The sequence below is a fragment of the Georgenia sp. M64 genome (genome assembly GCF_038049925.1).
GTDB lineage: Bacteria > Actinomycetota > Actinomycetes > Actinomycetales > Actinomycetaceae > Georgenia.
The window spans coordinates 3,896,171-3,912,351 of the sequence record NZ_CP145809.1 but is presented as its reverse complement, the minus strand read 5'-3'; the positions used below and the strand labels follow the sequence as shown (position 1 = coordinate 3,912,351).

The 16,181-nt window shown below is 75.7% G+C and carries 17 protein-coding genes and 1 riboswitch; of the genes, 12 read left to right on the top strand and 5 right to left on the bottom strand.

The window, feature by feature from the left end; genetic code table 11:
- Positions 1–36 precede the first annotated feature (36 nt).
- The 4 genes from AAEM63_RS17390 (at position 37) to AAEM63_RS17375 (ending at position 4,425) form a co-directional block, all read left to right on the top strand.
- A complete protein-coding gene (locus AAEM63_RS17390) occupies positions 37–300 on the top strand; it encodes a DUF4235 domain-containing protein (protein ID WP_341359470.1) in 264 nt (87 codons plus the stop codon).
- Between the two features lie 24 nt (positions 301–324).
- Positions 325–430, top strand: a riboswitch (TPP riboswitch).
- Between the two features lie 50 nt (positions 431–480).
- Positions 481–1,566, top strand: coding sequence for a thiamine ABC transporter substrate-binding protein (locus AAEM63_RS17385; RefSeq protein WP_341359469.1), 1,086 nt, complete (start codon positions 481–483; stop codon positions 1,564–1,566).
- Position 1,567: 1 nt separating this feature from the next.
- A complete protein-coding gene (locus AAEM63_RS17380) occupies positions 1,568–3,268 on the top strand; it encodes an iron ABC transporter permease (protein ID WP_341359468.1) in 1,701 nt (566 codons plus the stop codon).
- Positions 3,269–3,375: 107 nt separating this feature from the next.
- Positions 3,376–4,425 carry an ABC transporter ATP-binding protein gene (locus AAEM63_RS17375; RefSeq protein WP_341361404.1) on the top strand — a complete coding sequence of 350 codons (1,050 nt, stop codon included), beginning with the start codon at positions 3,376–3,378 and terminating at the stop codon, positions 4,423–4,425.
- On the opposite strand, the gene AAEM63_RS17370 is transcribed toward AAEM63_RS17375, so the two are convergent.
- Both AAEM63_RS17370 and AAEM63_RS17365 read right to left on the bottom strand, forming a co-directional pair.
- Positions 4,407–6,068 (bottom strand): bifunctional 3'-5' exonuclease/DNA polymerase, encoded by a 1,662-nt coding sequence (locus AAEM63_RS17370; protein ID WP_341359467.1) that lies wholly within the window; start codon positions 6,066–6,068, stop codon positions 4,407–4,409. The two genes, AAEM63_RS17375 and AAEM63_RS17370, sit on opposite strands and share 19 nt — an antisense overlap.
- A gap of 71 nt (positions 6,069–6,139) precedes the next feature.
- A complete protein-coding gene (locus AAEM63_RS17365; protein ID WP_341359466.1) occupies positions 6,140–6,529 on the bottom strand; it encodes a VOC family protein in 390 nt (129 codons plus the stop codon).
- A gap of 120 nt (positions 6,530–6,649) precedes the next feature.
- Between AAEM63_RS17365 and AAEM63_RS17360 the strand changes: the two genes are divergently transcribed.
- Together AAEM63_RS17360 and AAEM63_RS17355 are read left to right on the top strand one after the other, a co-directional pair.
- The gene (locus AAEM63_RS17360) at positions 6,650–8,011 is read left to right on the top strand and encodes an MFS transporter (RefSeq protein WP_341359465.1); all 1,362 of its coding nucleotides are present in this window, start codon (positions 6,650–6,652) and stop codon (positions 8,009–8,011) included.
- A 31-nt stretch (positions 8,012–8,042) separates the two neighbouring features.
- The gene (locus AAEM63_RS17355; protein ID WP_341359464.1) at positions 8,043–8,360 is read left to right on the top strand and encodes a cupin; all 318 of its coding nucleotides are present in this window, start codon (positions 8,043–8,045) and stop codon (positions 8,358–8,360) included.
- A 12-nt stretch (positions 8,361–8,372) separates the two neighbouring features.
- Here AAEM63_RS17355 and AAEM63_RS17350 read toward each other — a convergent pair whose 3' ends face one another.
- Positions 8,373–9,707 (bottom strand): DUF4921 family protein, encoded by a 1,335-nt coding sequence (locus AAEM63_RS17350; protein WP_341359463.1) that lies wholly within the window; start codon positions 9,705–9,707, stop codon positions 8,373–8,375.
- Positions 9,708–9,790: 83 nt separating this feature from the next.
- Positions 9,791–11,236: a lipase maturation factor family protein gene (locus tag AAEM63_RS17345; protein ID WP_341359462.1), complete on the bottom strand. Its 1,446-nt coding sequence runs from the start codon at positions 11,234–11,236 to the stop codon at positions 9,791–9,793.
- Positions 11,237–11,314: 78 nt separating this feature from the next.
- Between AAEM63_RS17345 and AAEM63_RS17340 the strand changes: the two genes are divergently transcribed.
- The 4 genes from AAEM63_RS17340 (at position 11,315) to AAEM63_RS17325 (ending at position 12,985) form a co-directional block, all read left to right on the top strand.
- A complete protein-coding gene (locus AAEM63_RS17340) occupies positions 11,315–11,632 on the top strand; it encodes a GNAT family N-acetyltransferase (protein ID WP_341359461.1) in 318 nt (105 codons plus the stop codon).
- Complete coding sequence (locus AAEM63_RS17335) at positions 11,629–12,078, top strand: carboxymuconolactone decarboxylase family protein (protein ID WP_341359460.1); 450 nt, start codon at positions 11,629–11,631, stop codon at positions 12,076–12,078. The genes AAEM63_RS17340 and AAEM63_RS17335 overlap by 4 nt, the downstream gene beginning before the upstream one ends.
- A gap of 65 nt (positions 12,079–12,143) precedes the next feature.
- Entirely contained in the window at positions 12,144–12,650 is a 507-nt protein-coding gene (locus tag AAEM63_RS17330) for a hypothetical protein (RefSeq protein WP_341359459.1), read from the top strand.
- Positions 12,650–12,985 carry a hypothetical protein gene (locus AAEM63_RS17325; RefSeq protein WP_341359458.1) on the top strand — a complete coding sequence of 112 codons (336 nt, stop codon included), beginning with the start codon at positions 12,650–12,652 and terminating at the stop codon, positions 12,983–12,985. Before AAEM63_RS17330 ends, AAEM63_RS17325 begins: the two co-directional genes overlap by 1 nt.
- Before the next feature lie 69 nt (positions 12,986–13,054).
- On the opposite strand, the gene AAEM63_RS17320 is transcribed toward AAEM63_RS17325, so the two are convergent.
- Positions 13,055–13,456 carry a DUF5997 family protein gene (locus AAEM63_RS17320; RefSeq protein WP_341359457.1) on the bottom strand — a complete coding sequence of 134 codons (402 nt, stop codon included), beginning with the start codon at positions 13,454–13,456 and terminating at the stop codon, positions 13,055–13,057.
- A gap of 92 nt (positions 13,457–13,548) precedes the next feature.
- Between AAEM63_RS17320 and AAEM63_RS17315 the strand changes: the two genes are divergently transcribed.
- A complete protein-coding gene (locus AAEM63_RS17315) occupies positions 13,549–14,355 on the top strand; it encodes a LysR substrate-binding domain-containing protein (protein ID WP_341359456.1) in 807 nt (268 codons plus the stop codon).
- 88 nt (positions 14,356–14,443) lie between these two features.
- Complete coding sequence (locus AAEM63_RS17310; protein ID WP_341359455.1) at positions 14,444–16,159, top strand: bifunctional metallophosphatase/5'-nucleotidase; 1,716 nt, start codon at positions 14,444–14,446, stop codon at positions 16,157–16,159.
- The last annotated feature ends 22 nt before the right edge of the window (positions 16,160–16,181 follow it).

Here is a 16,181-nt window from a genome sequence, read left to right as displayed (position 1 = left end):
ATGATCGGGGGCATCGTCGACGAACGGGAGAGACGCATGGACATCGGCTGGAAGATCGTCAGCACCGGGGCGGTGCTCGCGGCGGGCGTGGCGACCAACAAGCTCGTCGACGTCGGCTGGAAGCTCGTCACCGGGCACGAGCCGCCCACGGACGAGGACGACCCCGGCGTGCGCGCCTGGGAGGTCTTCGCGTTCACGGTCGTCTCAGGCGCCATCCTCGGCCTCATGCGCCACTACGCCATGCGCGGGGCGAGCAAGTTCTACGGTGGTCCCGTCGAGAAGCGGGTGGACAAGGTCTGAGGTGTCCCGGGTGCTAGGCTCCTTCGCGAACGACAGGGGAGCGCCCGGGCGGCGCTGAGAGTGCGGGCAGCCGCAGACCCTCGAACCTGCACCGGTTAGCACCGGCGAAGGAAGTCGGGTTTCTCCCTGCATCACCGGCGTGCGCCGGTGGTGCAGGCCCTCCTTGACCGAGGAGGACGCATGACCAGCACGGCCGGCACGACCCGCACCACCGTGACCCTCCGCACCGCCGCGACGATCGGGGCCGTCGGCCTCGCCCTCGCCGGCTGCAGCCTCACCGCGGGGGAGCGCGACGAGCCCGCGGGCGGGAGCACCGGCGGCGGGGAGCTCACCGTCGTCACGCACGACTCCTTCGCCCTCAGCGAGGAGCTCCTGGCGGACTTCGAGGCCGAGACGGGGTACTCGCTCACCTTCGTCGCCCCGGGCGACGGCGGCGCGCTGGTCAACCAGCTCGTCCTCACGAAGGACTCCCCGCTGGGTGACGTCGTCTACGGCATCGACAACACCTTCGCGGCCCGCGCGGTCGACGCCGGGGTCCTCGAGCCCTACACGTCGCCGGACCTGCCGGACTCGGCGGGCGAGTACGTCCTCGACGAGGCGCTCACCCCGGTCGACGTCGGCGACGTGTGCGTCAACGTCGACCACCAGTGGTTCGCCGACGCCGGGCTGCCCGAGCCGGTCACGCTGGAGGACCTCGCCGACCCCGCCTACCGCGACCTCCTCGTCGTGACCAACCCCGCCACGTCCTCGCCGGGCCTGGCCTTCCTCGCCGCCACCGTCGGGGCCTTCGGGGACGGCTGGCAGGACTACTGGGCAGACCTGGCCGACAACGGCGTCAAGGTCGTCGAGGGCTGGTCCGACGCGTACTACGTCGACTTCTCCGGCTCCGAGGGCGCGGGCCCGCGCCCGCTCGTGCTGTCCTACGCGTCCTCCCCGGCGGCGGAGGTGCCCGAGGGCGGCGGCGACCCGCGCACCGGTGCCCTGCTCGAGACCTGCTTCCGCCAGGTCGAGCACGCCGGCGTCATCGCCGGTGCCGAGAACCCCGAGGGTGCCCGCGCCTTCGTCGACCTCCTCGTCTCGGCCGACGTCCAGGCCGACATCCCCGGCCAGATGTTCATGTACCCGGTCGACACCACGGCCCCCCTCCCCGAGGCGTGGGCGGCGCACGCGCCGCTGGCGGAGGACCCGCACGACGTGCCCGCCGAGCAGATCGCCGCCGAGCGCGAGGACTGGATCGCCGCCTGGACCGAGATCGTGATCGGCTGAGGTGACGACGACGCGCCCGTCCTGGGCGGGACCCCTCTGGGCGCTCGCGGCCGCCGTGCCGCTGGCGTTCCTCGCGGTGTTCTTCGCCTGGCCCGTCCTGGCCCTCGTGGGCCGGGGGTTCGTCGCCGACGGCGGGGTCGACCTCGGCGGGTTCGCGGAGGTCTTCTCCCGGCCCCGCACGTGGCGGATCCTCGGCCTCACCCTCGCCCAGGCGGTGCTCGGCACGGCCGGCTCCCTGCTCCTGGGCATCCCGGGCGCGTACCTGCTCTACCGCACCCGCTTCCCCGGCCGCGCCGCGCTGCGGGCGTTCGTCACCGTCCCGTTCGTGCTGCCCACCGTCGTCGTCGGCGTGGCCTTCCGGTCGCTGCTCGCCGAGGGGGGCCCGCTGGGGTTCCTCGGCCTCGACGGCACCTTCACCGCGATCGTCCTGGCCCTGGTGTTCTTCAACTACGCCGTCGTCGTGCGCACGGTCGGGGGGATGTGGGAGCGGCTGGACCCGCGCGCCGAGCAGGCCGCCCGGGCGCTGGGCGCCTCGCCGGCCCGGGCGCTGCGCACGGTCACCCTGCCCGCCCTGGCCCCGGCGATCGCGTCCGCGGCGTCGGTGGTGTTCCTGTTCTGCGCGACCGCGTTCGGGGTGGTGCTCGTCCTGGGCGGCCTGCGGTTCGGCACGATCGAGACCGAGATCTGGGTCCAGACCACCCAGTTCCTCGACCTGCGGGCCGCGGCGGTCCTCTCGGTCGTCCAGCTCGTCGTCGTCGCGCTCGCCCTGGGGGTGGCCGCCCGCACCCGCGCCGGCCAGGAGCGGGCGCTGCGGCTGGGCGCCGCCGCGGCGGCGGCCCACCCCCTCCGGGTCCTCGAGCGGGGCCCGCGCGGGCGGTGGCGGCCGGGGCCGGACCTCGTGCCCGCCGGGGTCACCGCGGTCGTCGTCGCCGGACTGCTGGCGCTGCCGCTCGTCGGCCTCCTCGTGCGCTCCTTCCGCAACCCGGGCGGAGGGTGGGGCCTGGAGAACTACGTCAACCTCGGGACCACGGGCGGGCCCGGCACGCTGAGCGTCACGGTGTGGGAGGCGACGGCGAACTCCCTGCGCGTGGCGGTCGACGCCACCGTCCTCGCCGTCGTCGTCGGCACCCTGGTGGCCCTCGTCGTCTCCCGCCGCCCGCGGTCGCGGTCGGGGCGCCGCGCCGTCGGTGTCCTCGACGCCCTGTTCATGCTGCCGCTCGGGGTCTCGGCGGTCACGGTGGGGTTCGGCTTCCTCATCACCCTGGACCGGCCCCCGCTGGACCTGCGCTCCTCCCTGGTCCTCGTGCCCGTCGCGCAGGCGGTCGTCGCCGTACCGATGGTCGTGCGCACGGTCCTGCCGGTGCTGCGGGCGATCGACCCGCGCCTGCGCGAGGCCGCGGCCACGCTCGGCGCCGGCCCGGCCCGCGTGCTGGCCACCGTCGACGGGCCCTTCCTCGTGCGCTCCCTCGGCCTGGCGGTCGGGTTCGCCTTCGCCATCTCGCTCGGGGAGTTCGGGGCGACCTCGTTCCTTTCACGGCCCGACCGGCCCACCCTCCCGGTGGTGATCTTCCGGCTCATCGGCCGGCCCGGCGCGGAGAGCTACGGGATGGCCATGGCGGCCGCGGTGGTCCTGGCGGTGCTCACCGCCTCGGTCATGGCGCTCGCCGAACGGCTCCGGACGGCGGAGGCGACCCCGTGGTGAGGGCGGACCGGGCGGGCGTGACGGACACCGCCGCGACGGCCACGGACACCGCGTCGCCGGTCGCACCCGGCGAGGCGGGTGCGACCGGCGAGTCCGGTGCGACCGGCCTGCGGCTGCGCGGGGTGGTGGTGCGCTACGGCGCCACGACGGCGGTCGACGCGGTGGACCTCGACGTCGCCGCCCGAGAGGTTGTGGCCCTGCTCGGTCCCTCCGGGTCGGGCAAGTCGTCCCTGCTCCGGGCCGTGGCCGGTCTCGAGCCGGTGGCGGCGGGCGGCATCACCTGGGCCGGCCGGGAGGTCACCGGCGTGCCGGTCCACCGGCGCGGCTTCGGTCTGATGTTCCAGGAGGGCCAGCTCTTCCCGCACCGCACGGTGGCCGGCAACGTCGGCTACGGTCTCGACGGCCTGCCGCGGGCCCGCCGCGCCGAGCGGGTCGCCGAGCTCCTCGAGCTGGTCGGCCTGGCCGGGTACGGCGACCGGTCGGTGGCGACCCTGTCCGGCGGGCAGGCCCAGCGCGTCGCCCTGGCCCGCGCCCTGGCGCCCGCGCCCGCGCTGCTCCTGCTCGACGAGCCGCTGTCGGCCCTCGACCGGGGCCTGCGCGAACGGCTCACCGGTGAGCTCCACGAGATCCTCCGTGCCACCGGCACCACCGCCCTGTACGTCACGCACGACCACGACGAGGCATTCACCGTCGCCGACCGGGTGGCCGTCATGGTGGACGGGCGCCTCGTGCAGGTGGACCGCCCGGCCCGGCTGTGGCGCCGACCGGTGAACCAGGAGGTGGCGGCGTTCCTCGGCTACGGGCCGTTCCTGCCCGGGCAGGTCCGCGGCGCGGTCGTCCGGACGTCTATGGGCGAGGTGCCGCTCCCCGCTGCCGCGCCCGGTGAGGCCCCACGCCCCGCGGCCGCTAACGTGCTGGTCGGCCTGGGCCCCGCCGCCCTCCACGTCGTCACCGGTGAGGGGTGGGCCGGGGGCGACGACGTCGTGGTCCCCGTTCTCGCGACCCGGTTCGTCCGCGGCCGCACCGAGGTCGACGTCGCCCTGCCCGGGGGCGAGCGGGCGACCGCCCTCACCACCGCCACGGAGGTCGGCGCCCAGGTGCAGGTGCGGATGGACCCGGACGGCGTCGCCGTCGTCCCTCAGACCGCCTCGTCGTAGGAGCCCACGACGGTGACGTCCAGGGCGAAGTCGACCGGGAAGTCCCCGAACAGCAGCCGGCCGGCCGCGGTCGCGGCGGCGCGGACCGCCGTGGCGACCTCGGCCGCGGCTGCCTCGGGGCTGTGCACCACCACCTCGTCGTGGAGGAAGAAGACCAGGTGCGGGGCCCCGCCGTCGATGCGCCGCAGCCGCAGCCGCAGGTCCGCCAGCCAGGCCAGCGCCCACTCGGCGGCCGTGCCCTGGACGACGAAGTTGCGGGTGAAGCGACCCCAGTCGCGGGCGACGGCGCCGGCACGGCGCCGGTCCACGTCGTCGGCGTCGCCCTCGCTCGCCCGGCGCTGCACGCGGTGCCACTGCGGGGGCGGGACCGGGGAGGTGCGCCCGAGCCAGGTGCGCACGACCTCGCCGCGCTCGCCCGAGCGCGCCGCCTCCTCCACCACCCGGGTCGCGCGGGGGTAGGTGCGCTGGAGCCGGGGCATGAGCAGGCCGGCCTCGCCGGTCGTGGCCCCGTACAGCGCACCGAGCATCGCCACCTTGGCACCGGCGCGCGTCTCGGCCACCCCCTCGTCGACGAGCGCCTGGTAGAGGTCGCCGGCACGGCTGGCGCGGGCCATGGCCTCGTCGCGCGACATCGCGGCGAGCACCCGCGGCTCGAGCTGGGCGGCGTCGGCGACGACGAGGCGCCAGCCCGGGTCGGCCACCACCGAGCCCCGCACCTGGTGCGGGAGCTGCAGCGCCCCGCCGCCGCGGGCCGCCCACCGGCCCGTGACGACACCGCCGGGCACGTACGCTGGCCGGAACCGCGCGCGGCGCCCGGGGGCGTCGGCCGGAGCCACCCACGCCTCCATCCACGTCCAGCCGTTCGCGGCGAGCAGGCGGGCGAGCCGCTTGTACTCCAGCAGCGGCGCGACGACGGGGTGGTCGAGGGCCGCGAGCTCGTGCTTGCGGGTGGTACGGACCTCCAGGCCGGCCCCGCGCAGGGCGTGCCGCAGGTCGGTGGGGGAGTCGGGGTTGAGGCTCGGGGCGCCGAGGAGGTCCCGCACCTGCCCGGCGAGCGCCTCGAGGGCCCCGGGTCGGGCGCCCGGCCCGGGGCGCGGGCCCAGGACGGCGGTGAGCATCTCGTCGTGGCGCGCGGGGTCGAACGGGAGGCCGTCGTGGGTCATCTCGGCAGCGACGAGCGCCCCGGCGGACTCCGCGGCGAGGAGCAGCCGGAGGCGGCCGCCGTCGCTCCCGGCGAGGGCGACCTGCTGGCGGTGGTGCTCGGCGAGGACCTCCTCGACCCCCACCGTGGCGGCGGCGGCGTCGTCGAAGAGGGTGGCGGCGTCGGGGTCCGGCCCGGGCGCGGCGACGGCGTCCCACGCCGACTCCTCGGGCGGCAGGGCGCCGGCGCCACGCAGGATCGCGTGGCACAGCCGCAGGTCGTGGCAGCGCTCGACCCGAACCCCGGCGTGCAGCAGCGCCGGGTAGGTCGTGGCCGTGTCCGCCCAGACCCACCGGGGCCGCTCGCGCTCCAGGGCGCGGACCGCGTCCGGGAGCCCCTCGGCGTCGAGGACCGCCGGTCCGCCGGCCGGCGCCGGCCCGTGCCCGTCGGGACGGACCACGAGGCGGGTGCCGCCCTGGCCGGCGGCGAGCAGGACCTCCACCCGGGCAGGCTAGCCCTGCGCGCAGACACCGCCGGCGCCCCGGTGACGGCCTCCTGGGCTGTGCCGCCCTCCTACGCTGTGCCGCCCTCCTCGGCGGCGACGTCCTGGACCGAGCGGGACAGGACGCAGAACTCGTTGCCCTCCGGGTCCGCGAGGACGACCCAGGAGACGTCCGGGCCCTGGCCGACGTCGGCCCGCCGGGCGCCGAGGGCCAGGAGCCGCTCGACCTCCGCCGCCTGCGTGGAGCCGTCGGCGCGCAGGTCGAGGTGGAGGCGGTTCTTCACCGTCTTGGGCTCGGGCACGGCGATCACGTCGATCCCCGCGCCGCCGCCCGGCGGGGCGATGCCCACCAGCTCCGGCGAGGACTCCACCACCTCCCACCCGAGGGCGGCGGCCCAGAACCGGGCCACGAGCGAGGGGTCGTGGGCGTCGATGGCGATGGCTCCGATGGCGCTGGTCATGAGCCATTCGTACCACCGGACCCCGAGCCCCGCGCCGGGCCGGACCCCGACACGGTCCCCCGGTCGCACCGGACCGGGACCCGCTTCCGCCCGGCCTGGCGACCTGGGACCATGGCGGACGTGGGCGAGACCGTCGCGCTGCGCTCGGCCCCGGGGCGCCGGACCGTCGTCGCCGCCGTGCTGGGCTCCGGGATGGCCTTCCTCGACGGCACGGTGGTCAACGTGGCGCTGCGCCGGATCGGTCTCGACCTCGGTGCCGGCGTCGAGGGCCTGCAGTGGGTCGTCAACGCGTACATGCTCACCCTGGCCTCCCTCATCCTCGTCGGCGGCGCGCTGGGCGACCGCCTGGGCCGCCGGCGCGTCTTCGTCGTCGGCGTCGTCTGGTTCGCCGTCGCCTCCCTCGCCTGCGCGCTCGCGCAGAGCACCGGCCAGCTCGTGGCCGCCCGGGCCCTGCAGGGGGTCGGCGGTGCGCTGCTCACCCCGGGCAGCCTCGCGCTGGTCCAGGGCACGATCGTCCGCGACGACCGTGCCCGGGCGATCGGCATCTGGTCCGCCTGGGCGGGGGTCTCCACCGTGCTCGGCCCGCTGGTGGGCGGGTGGCTGGTCCAGGCGCTGTCGTGGCGGTGGGTCTTCCTCGTCAACCTCCCCCTGGCCGTCCTGACCCTGCTCGCCGTGCGCGCCGCCCCGGAGTCCGTGCGCGGCGCGCGCCGGGGGTTCGACGTCGCCGGCGCCGCGCTGTGCGTCCTCGGGCTGGCCGGGATCACCTACGCCCTCGTCGAGCGCAGCCTGCCGGCGGCGGTCGTCGGGGTCCTCGCCCTGGGGGCGTTCGTCGGCGTCGAACGGTGGTCGCGGGTGGCCATGCTGCCGCCCGACCTGTTCCGCAGCCGCGCGTTCACCGCCTCGAACCTCGTGACGTTCGTCGTGTACGGGGCGCTGGGTGCGGTGTCGCTCTTCCTCGTGCTCTTCCTCCAGGTCGTCGGCGGGTACACGCCGCTGGCCGCCGGGCTGGCCACGCTCCCGCTGACCCTGCTCATGCTCGGCCTCTCCGCCCGGGTGGGTGCGCTGTCGACGCGCACCGGGCCCCGCCCGCTCATGGTCGCCGGACCCGCGGTCGCCGCGGCCGGGGTCGCCCTGCTCGCCGGCATCCCCGCCGACCCGTCCTACCTGCGGGACGTCCTGCCGGGTGTGACCGTCTTCGGGGCCGGCATCACGCTGCTGGTGGCGCCGCTGACCGTGACCGTCCTGGCCGCGGTGCCCGACGACCGTGCGGGCATCGCCAGCGGGGTGAACAACGCCGTCGCGCGGGCGGCGAGCCTCCTCGCCGTCGCCGCCCTGCCGGCGCTGGTCGGGCTCAGCGGCGACGACAACGAGCGACCCGCGGCCCTCGCGGCGGGGTACACCGCCGCCCTGTGGTGGTGCGTGGGGCTGCTCCTCGCCGGTGCGGCGCTCGCCACCCTGGTGCCGGCGCGCCGGCGGGTGTGACGATGGGCGTCACCCGAGACCGAGGAGCACCATGACCGACCTGTCCGCACTCGCCGCCGAGCACCTCGCCGCCGCCACCGCCTCCCCGCGCGGGCGAAGCGCCCAGCTCGTGACCAACGACGGGCCGTTGCGCCAGAGCGTCATCGCCCTGCGCGGCGGCGAGCAGATCGCCGAGCACAACGCCCCGGCCGCGGCCACCCTGCAGGTCCTGCTCGGCACGGTGCGGCTCACCGGCGGGCCGCAGGACGTGGAGCTGACGGCCGGCTCGCTCGCCCCGGTGCCCCACGCCCGGCACGGTGTCGACGCCGTCACCGACGCGGTGGTGCTCCTGACGACCGTCAGCGGCTGAGGCCCGCCGGGCTCAGAACCCGCCGCGGCCGTAGTGCAGCGAGTTCGGCCGGCAGGGGCACTCGGTGGCGATCCGCACCGGCGCGACGACCCCGGCGTCGCGCAGCGCGTAGAGGCGCGGGACGACCATGTCGCGCAGCGAGTACGGGTCGATCGTGTTGAGGTTGATCTTCGTCCCGCCCTCGAAGCCGGCCAGGGTCGAGACCCGCCACTTGAGCATGACCCGCCACGGCATGGCCATGTCCACGTCGGCCGGCCGGTGGTGCCACTCCTCGTTGGTCGGCACGGGCGTGCCCGTGGCGGCGTGGCAGGCGTGCAGGAGGTCCGACATCCCGCGCACCTCCTCCTCGGTCTGCTCCCAGGGCTCGCTGCGCGGGCTCTTGGAGTAGACCTCGAGCGTGGGGTAGCGGTGCCCGAAGCCCGCGAACGCCACGGCGTGGTCGTTCTCCGCGACGACGAGGTTCGCGTAGCCGGCGTAGTTCACCGCCACCTCGTTGTAGAGGTTGGGGTTGGTGCGCAGCCGTTCGAGCTCCATCTCGGTCTGGCGTCCGCGCTCGTCGATGGCCACGAGCTGCTTGTGCAGGTGGTCGAACGAGGCGCCGGCCGGGCGGAGCCAGTTCTGGAACACCGCGACGTAGCGGACGTACCGGTTCGCCGCGTACAGCGAGCGCATCGCCTCGACGGTGAACGCGGTGTACCGGTGGTGCTCCTCGGGGGTGAGCGTGCCGGAGGCGGCGAGCTGGTCGTCGTGGGTGGCGCCGTCGACGAAGTGCCGACGAGCGACGACGACGTCGTGCCCGCCGCCGAACAGACCGCCGGCGTGCGCCAGGCGCTCGTCCGTGCCCATGGCGTCCCACTGCGCGGGCGTCAGCCCGCCGGCGAGCAGGCGGGCGCGCAGGACCGCCAGGACGTGCTCGCGGCCGGTCTCGTCGGCGAGGTACGCCCGCGTGCGGGCGGTGACCGCCTCGGGGACCTCGTAGCCGTAGTTCACGTGCCAGTAGTCGAGGGAGAGGATCTCGAAGAGGTTGGGGATCCGGCGGAACTCGGCGACGGTGCGGCCGAGCTGGTCGGCGGGCAGCTCGCGCAGCGTCTCCCACGTGGTGCCCGACCGGACGAGGCGGGACTTCTCCGGCGGGGTGTCGAGGTAGCGCAGGTGGCAGAAGGCGCAGTGCCGCCCGTGCGCGGCGGGGTCCAGCGGGGCGGGGTCGGCCGCCGCCACGCCGAGGGGCCGGTGGGCCCGGCCCGGGACGGTCCAGACCTCGGTGCCGGTGAGCGGGCTGACCTGCTTGATGGTGCCGTCCGCCATGCGCGTGATGGGTCCGGACCCCGCCGGGTGGGGAAGGAGCATCGTCGCCTCCACGTCGTTGTCACCACCCTAACGAGCGCAGCCGCCCCCGGGCACCGGCACCGGCGTGCCCGCGGGTCTCGCCGTCAGCGCAGCCGGCGCAGGTCCGCCAGGGTCGCCGGGGCGACGAGGACCCCCACCTCGCGCCGCACCCACCACTGGCGGGTGCGGCGCAGCTCCTCCCACGTGGAGTAGCGGTAGCGGAACACCCGCGCCCGCACCCACGTCGGCCGCGCGCCGGCGAACGGGTCGACGGCGAGGAGCCGCAGCGTCGCCGGGTCTGCCTCGAGCAGGCGCTGGAGGAAGCGGGTGAACCACACGTGCTGCGAGGGCGAGCCCAGCGCCAGGAACCACATCCCCCAGTCGAGGCGCAGGTGGTACGGCGCCCACTGGCGGGGCAGACGGCCCGTCGGCCCCGGTTTCCCGGGGAAGACGTACTCGCGCCACCCCGTCTCCTCGAACGGGTCGGCGGCGTCGGTCCCCTCCACGACCACCTCGTCGCGGCGGCGGGTGATCGAGCCGAACGCGCCGTATGCGCCCACGAGGTGCCAGCGGTTGAAGGAGGCGTTCATGGCCTGCCGCGGCGAGAGCAGGTTGCGCGCCGGCCACCAGCTCAGGACGACGAGCAGGGCCGTCACCGCCAGGACGACGACGCCGAACCACACCGGCACCGGGCCGTGCGCGTCGGGGGCCGCGGTCGCCGGCACGGCGGTGGACAGGGCGCCGTCGCCGACGGCCGAGAACGCCAGGATCATCGTGAGCCAGTTGAGCCACGCGAAGTTGCCCGACAGCACCAGCCAGCCCTGGGTCACCACGACGACGCCCGCCGCCACGGTGGCGACCGGCTGGGGCGCGAGGAGCAGGAACGGCACGAGGAGCTGGGTGACGTGGTTGGCGGCGACCTCCACCTTGTGCAGCGGCCTGGGCAGGTGGTGGAAGAACCAGCTGAGCGGGCCCGGCATCGGCTGGGTCTCGTGGTGGTGGTACAGGCACGTGAGGTCCCGCCAGCACGGGTCGCCCCGCATCTTGATCAGGCCCGCGCCGAGCTCGACGCGGAGCACCAGCCACCGGAACAGCCAGATCACCGTGACCGGCGCGGCCACCTCGTCCGAGCCGAGGAACGCGGCGAGGAACCCGGCCTCGAGGAGCAGCGACTCCCAGCCGAACCCGTAGAACACCTGACCGACGTTGACGACGGAGAGGTAGAGGCCGAAGAGGGCCAGGAACACCACCATCGGCACCCACGGCGGTCCGCTCTGCGGCAGCCCGACGACCACGCTCGCGGCCAGGACGATCCCGGCGACCGCGACGGCGCGCAGCAGCCGGTCGGAGTAGCGCCACCGGAACAGGGAAGGGCCCGCCCGCCCGGCGCTGCGTCGCAGGTGCTCGGGCACCGGCAGCAGCCCGCGCTCGCCAAGGAGAGCCGGGAACTGGTGCCAGACGGCGACGAAGGCGACGAGGTAGACGCCGGCGATCCCGCGCTGCAGCACGGTCCGCGCCACGTCGTAGTCCGGTGCCGCCAGCCAGTCCACGCTGTCCTCCCGCCCCCATTGCACACCCGGCGTGCGCCCGGCGCAGCGTCTCGCGCCGTCGTCGTGTTCCATGGGGCCATGGAGACCATCACCAGGAGCCACGACCGCTTCGAGATCGCCGTCGACGGCGACGCCGCCGGCCGCGCCCTCTTCGTCGACCGGGACGGCCGTCGGATCTTCTTCCACACCGAGGTGGGGGAGGAGTACGGCGGGCAGGGACTGGCGGGGCGCCTCGTCGGTCACGCCCTGGACGCCACCCGTGAGGAGGGGCTGCGGGCCGTGCCCGTGTGCCCGTACGTCGAGCGCCTCGCCCGCCGCTCGGGCAGCTGGGCCGACGTCGTCGACGAGCCGAGCGAGGACGAGCGGGCCGCCGTCAAGGGCCTGGCGACGTCGTGAGGGTCCAGGTCGACAAGGAGCACCCCAACATCGCCAAGGCGCTCGCGGGCACGGTCGTCCAGGTGCGGATGGCCGCCGAGCGGCAGGGGGTCGGCCGCCGGCTCATGGAGCTGGTCAACGTGCGCTCGTCCCAGATCAACGGCTGCGCCCAGTGCCTGGACCTGCACGTCCGTCAGGCGCTCGAGGCCGGGGAGGACGTCCAGCGCCTCGGGGTCCTCCCGGCCTGGCGCGAGAGCGGGCTGTTCGACGACGTGGAGCAGGCCGCCCTCGAGGTGGCCGAGGCGGTGACGGCGGGCGGGCACCTCGACGACGAGACCTACGACCGGGTCCGGACGGTCCTGGGGGAGCAGCGGCTGTCCCTCGTCGTCTGGATCGCCATCACCATCAACGCCTACAACCGGGTCTCCATCGTCAGCGGGCACCGGCCGCGGGGCGCCCGGGAGTAGCCGCCGGAGTAGCCGCCGGACCTTGGTCTCTCGCGACGGCCGGGGCGGCGGCGGTAGGACGGTGGGTGACCACGCCCGCGGGACGGGCCCGCGACGGCGCGGGGGAGGCAGCGATGATGCACCGCGGGGGCCCACCAGCCCGCAGCGGCACGGGGAGCCTCGCGGCTCGGCGGGTGGCGCGGGTCGCGGGGGGGATGATGCTCACGGGTGCCGGCCTCAACACCGTGCTCCTCGTGGCCCGGCCCGGGGTCTACGCCGAGCTCGGCACCTGGTTCGCCGACCTGAGCCCCTGGCAGGTCGACGCCCTCCAGGACCTGTGGGGCCGGACGATGGGCGCACACCCGCGGGTGTGGGCGACGGCGGTCGGGGTGGGGTACGAGGCCGCCGTGGGTGCCCTGGCGCTCTCGGCGGACCCGCGCCGTCGCGTGGTGGGGCTCGGCGGCATCGCGGCCTTCAAGGCGGGGCTGCTGGCGATGGGGCTGTGGAGCTGGGCGCTGCCGTGGCTGGCGGTCGTGGCCTGGGCGGCGGCCGCGACCGTGCGTGAGCGCGACCGGGCGGGCGAGGGCCACTGATGGGCTGGCTGCTCGGGGCGTTCCTCGTCGCCCACGGACTGCTCCACCTCGCGGTGTGGGTCCCGAACGGCGAGGAGCTGCCCTACGACCCCGGTCGCTCGGTGGCGCTCGGGAACGTCCGGGCGCTCGCCGTGGGGCTCGCCGCGCTGGCGGCGACGCTGTTCGTGGCCGCCGGCGTCGGCGGGATCGTCGGCGCCCCCTGGTGGCCCGGCGTCACCGTGGCGGGGAGCGTGACGTCGCTCGTGCTCATCGCCCTGACGTTCAGCCCGTGGTTCCTCGCCGGGGTGGCCATCGACGTGGCTCTCGGGGTCTTCGCCTGGCAGGAGCTCGGGTGAGCCAGGTGCAGATGCCGGGCCCGTCGTGCGGCTACCGGCGCGTGGTCCGGTGACGGGCGCGTCGTCGGGCTAGCGGGGCGCGTCGTCGTCGTCGGAGCGCCGGGCGCGGTCGCGGGAGCGGAGCCGGGCCTCCTCGGCCCGGACGTCCGCCTGGGTGGCGCGCTCGCGCTGGAGCCAGACCGGCATCTCGTCGAGCAGGGACTTGATCTCCTCGGTGGTCAGCGGCTCCTCGACGCCGCCGCGCGAGAGCCCCGACGTCGAGACCCCCAGGCGCCGGGCGACCTCCTGACGCGGGTGCGGGCCGTTGCGCCGCAGGTCGGCGAGCCACGCCGGCGGGTCGGCCTGTAGCGCGTTGAGCTCGTCGCGGCTGACCACCCCGGCCCGGAACTCCTCCGGCGTCGCCGAGAGCAGGACGCCGAGCTTGCGGGCGGCCGTCTGGGGCTTCATGGTCTGCGGCTTCGGGGTGCTCATGGCTGGCAAGCGTAGGCGGTGGGGGCCGGACCGCGGTGCCGCTAGCCTGGCGACGTCGCCGCTCCGGCGGCCAGGCGATCGGGGGACCGGGGATGACGCAGGCCTTCCGCATCCGGTTCGTCCCGGGTGTGAGCCCGGACAGGTGGCTGCGCACGTGGGCCCGGCGGCGGCCCGGCGCCGACCTGGACGCCGGCCCCGTGGACGTGGCCGACCAGACCAGGTGCCTGCGTGAGGGCACCGCGGACATGTGCTTCGTGCGACTGCCGGTGGACCGCGCCGGGCTGCACGTCATCCCGCTCTACGAGGAGGTGCCGGTCGTCGTCGTCGCCAGGGACCACCCGGTCGTGGCCTTCGACGAGGTCGACGTCGCCGACCTCGCCGGTGAGCACCTGCTCCAGGACGCCGACGAGGTCCCGGAGTGGCGGGCGGTGGCCGACGAGGTCCGCGACGGCACCCGGGTGCCCGTCCCCGCGATGAGCCTGAGGGATGCCGTCGAGGTGGTCGCCTCGGGCGCGGGCGTCGTGGTGGTCCCGATGTCGCTCGCCCGGCTCCACCACCGCAAGGACGTCGTCCACCGGCCGGTGACCGGCGTGGCCGGCTCCCGGATCGGGCTTGCCTGGCGCGAGGGTGACGACGACCCGCGCATCGAGGAGTTCGTCGGCGTCGTCCGCGGCCGCACCGAGCGCAGCTCGCGGGGTGCGGGCGCACCGGAGGCGGGGGAGAGCAGCGCCACGCCGGCCGGTGGCCGGCAGTCGGGCAGTGGCCGGCAGTCGGGCCGGCAGACGGGCGGGGGCCGGCAGTCGGGTGGTGGCCGGCAGTCGGGCGGCGGGCCGACCGGTGGCGGGCCCCGCCGGGGCGGCTCCGCCCGCCGAGGTCCACGGCGGCCCGGCCACCGCTGACGGGCGTTCGCGGTGCACCGGCCCGCTCCTCTGCCTACGCTCGACGCGCCGCCGATACCCGGCGGGGTACGCGAGGAGAGGACCTCTCATGGCCGAGCTGACCATCGTCCACGTCGGCGACCTCCACGGACACCTCGTGCCGCGCCCGAACCTCCGCGGCGACGGCACCGGCCGGGCCGAGGGTGGCCTCGCCCACCTCGCCGCGCTTCTCGCGCGGATCCGTGCCGAGCGACCCGCCACCCTGCTCGCCAACACCGGCGACACCATCCAGGGCAGCGCGGAGGCCCTCTTCACCCGGGGGCAGGCGCTCGTCGACGTCGTCGACCGCCTGGGCGTGGACCTCTTCGCCCCGGGCAACTGGGACTACCTCTACGGCAAGGAGCGCTTCCTCGAGCTGTTCGGGCCCGGCACCGGCTCCGGTCCGTCAGGGACCCGGTGGGGCGCCGTCGCCGCCAACGCCTACCACGCCGGCACCCGCGACCTCCTCCTGCCGCCGTACCTCGTGACCGAGGTGGCCGGCCTGCGGGTGGGTGTGGTGGGGCTGTCGAGCGAGCGGGCCATCAACGCCCTCGGTCCGTGGGTGACCGAGGGCATCGAGTTCACCGACGACGCCCACGAGGTCCCGGCGCACGTGCGCACGCTGCGGGAGGACGAGGGTGCCGACCTCGTCGTCCTCGTCTCGGAGTTCGGCCTGGCCAAGAACGTCCTCATCGCCGAGACGAACCCCGGCATCGACGTCGTCCTCTCCTCCGACATGCACGAGGAGACCCGCGAGTGCGTCGTGACGTCCACCGGAGCGCTGGTCTCCGAGGTCGGTCAGGACGGGACCCGCCTGGCCCGGCTGGACCTCACGGTCGAGGGCGGGCGGGTCACGGGCCACCGCTACCGCCTCCACACCGTCGACGCCGGGACGGAGCCGGACCCCGACGTGGCGCGGCTGGTGGAGGAGGTGCGTGCGCCCTTCCTCGCCGGGGCGGCGTTCCGCACCCACGTCAACCCCCTCAACGGCGCGGTGCTCGACCGGCCGATCGACGACGTCATCGGCCGGACCGAGGTGGGTCTGCACCGGTCGGGCTTCTGCGGGGACGGGTACCCGGCCGCGGTCGAGGGCACCTCGCACGACTTCCTCTCGGCCGCCATCCGCGAGGTGGCCGGGACCGACGTGGGCCACCTGCGCGGCTTCCGGTACGGCACCCACGTCGCGCCCGGGCCGATCCGGCTCGAGGACCTCTACCACTACCTCCCGGTGGGGGCGCAGCTCGCCCGGACGACCGTCACCGGCGAGCAGCTCCGGCAGTCCCTGGAGGGCTCGGCCGACGGAACCTTCAACCCCGACCCCTTCCGCTGGACCGGTGGCTGGGTCCACGCGTACGCCGGCGTGCGCTACGCCCTGGACGTCTACGCCGACAAGGGCTCGCGCATCTCGGCGGTGCAGGTCCGCCGCGGCGACGGCGACTGGGCGGACCTCGAGCCCGGCGCCCGCTACACCCTTGCCGGGTACTGGTACCCCAAGGTGCCGGACAAGGTGGGGGGCATCGACGGCGGTGACGTGACGGTGCTGGGCCGGGCGGGCGCCCGGGCCCGCGGTTCGGGTGGTGCGGCCGACGGGCCAGGTACGGCCGACGTCGTCGACGTCACCGAGCACGTCGTGGACCACCTGGCCCGGCACGTCGTGCGGGCCGAGGAGCCGCGGGTCCGCCTCGTCCGGCCGCTGCCCGACCGGCTCTGGTCGTTCCCGGAGATCCAGCCGCTGCGCGGGGCGCGGCAGGTGGGCTCGTCGCCGCGCCGAGCCACGCCGCGCTGAGCCACGCCGCGCTGAGCCACGC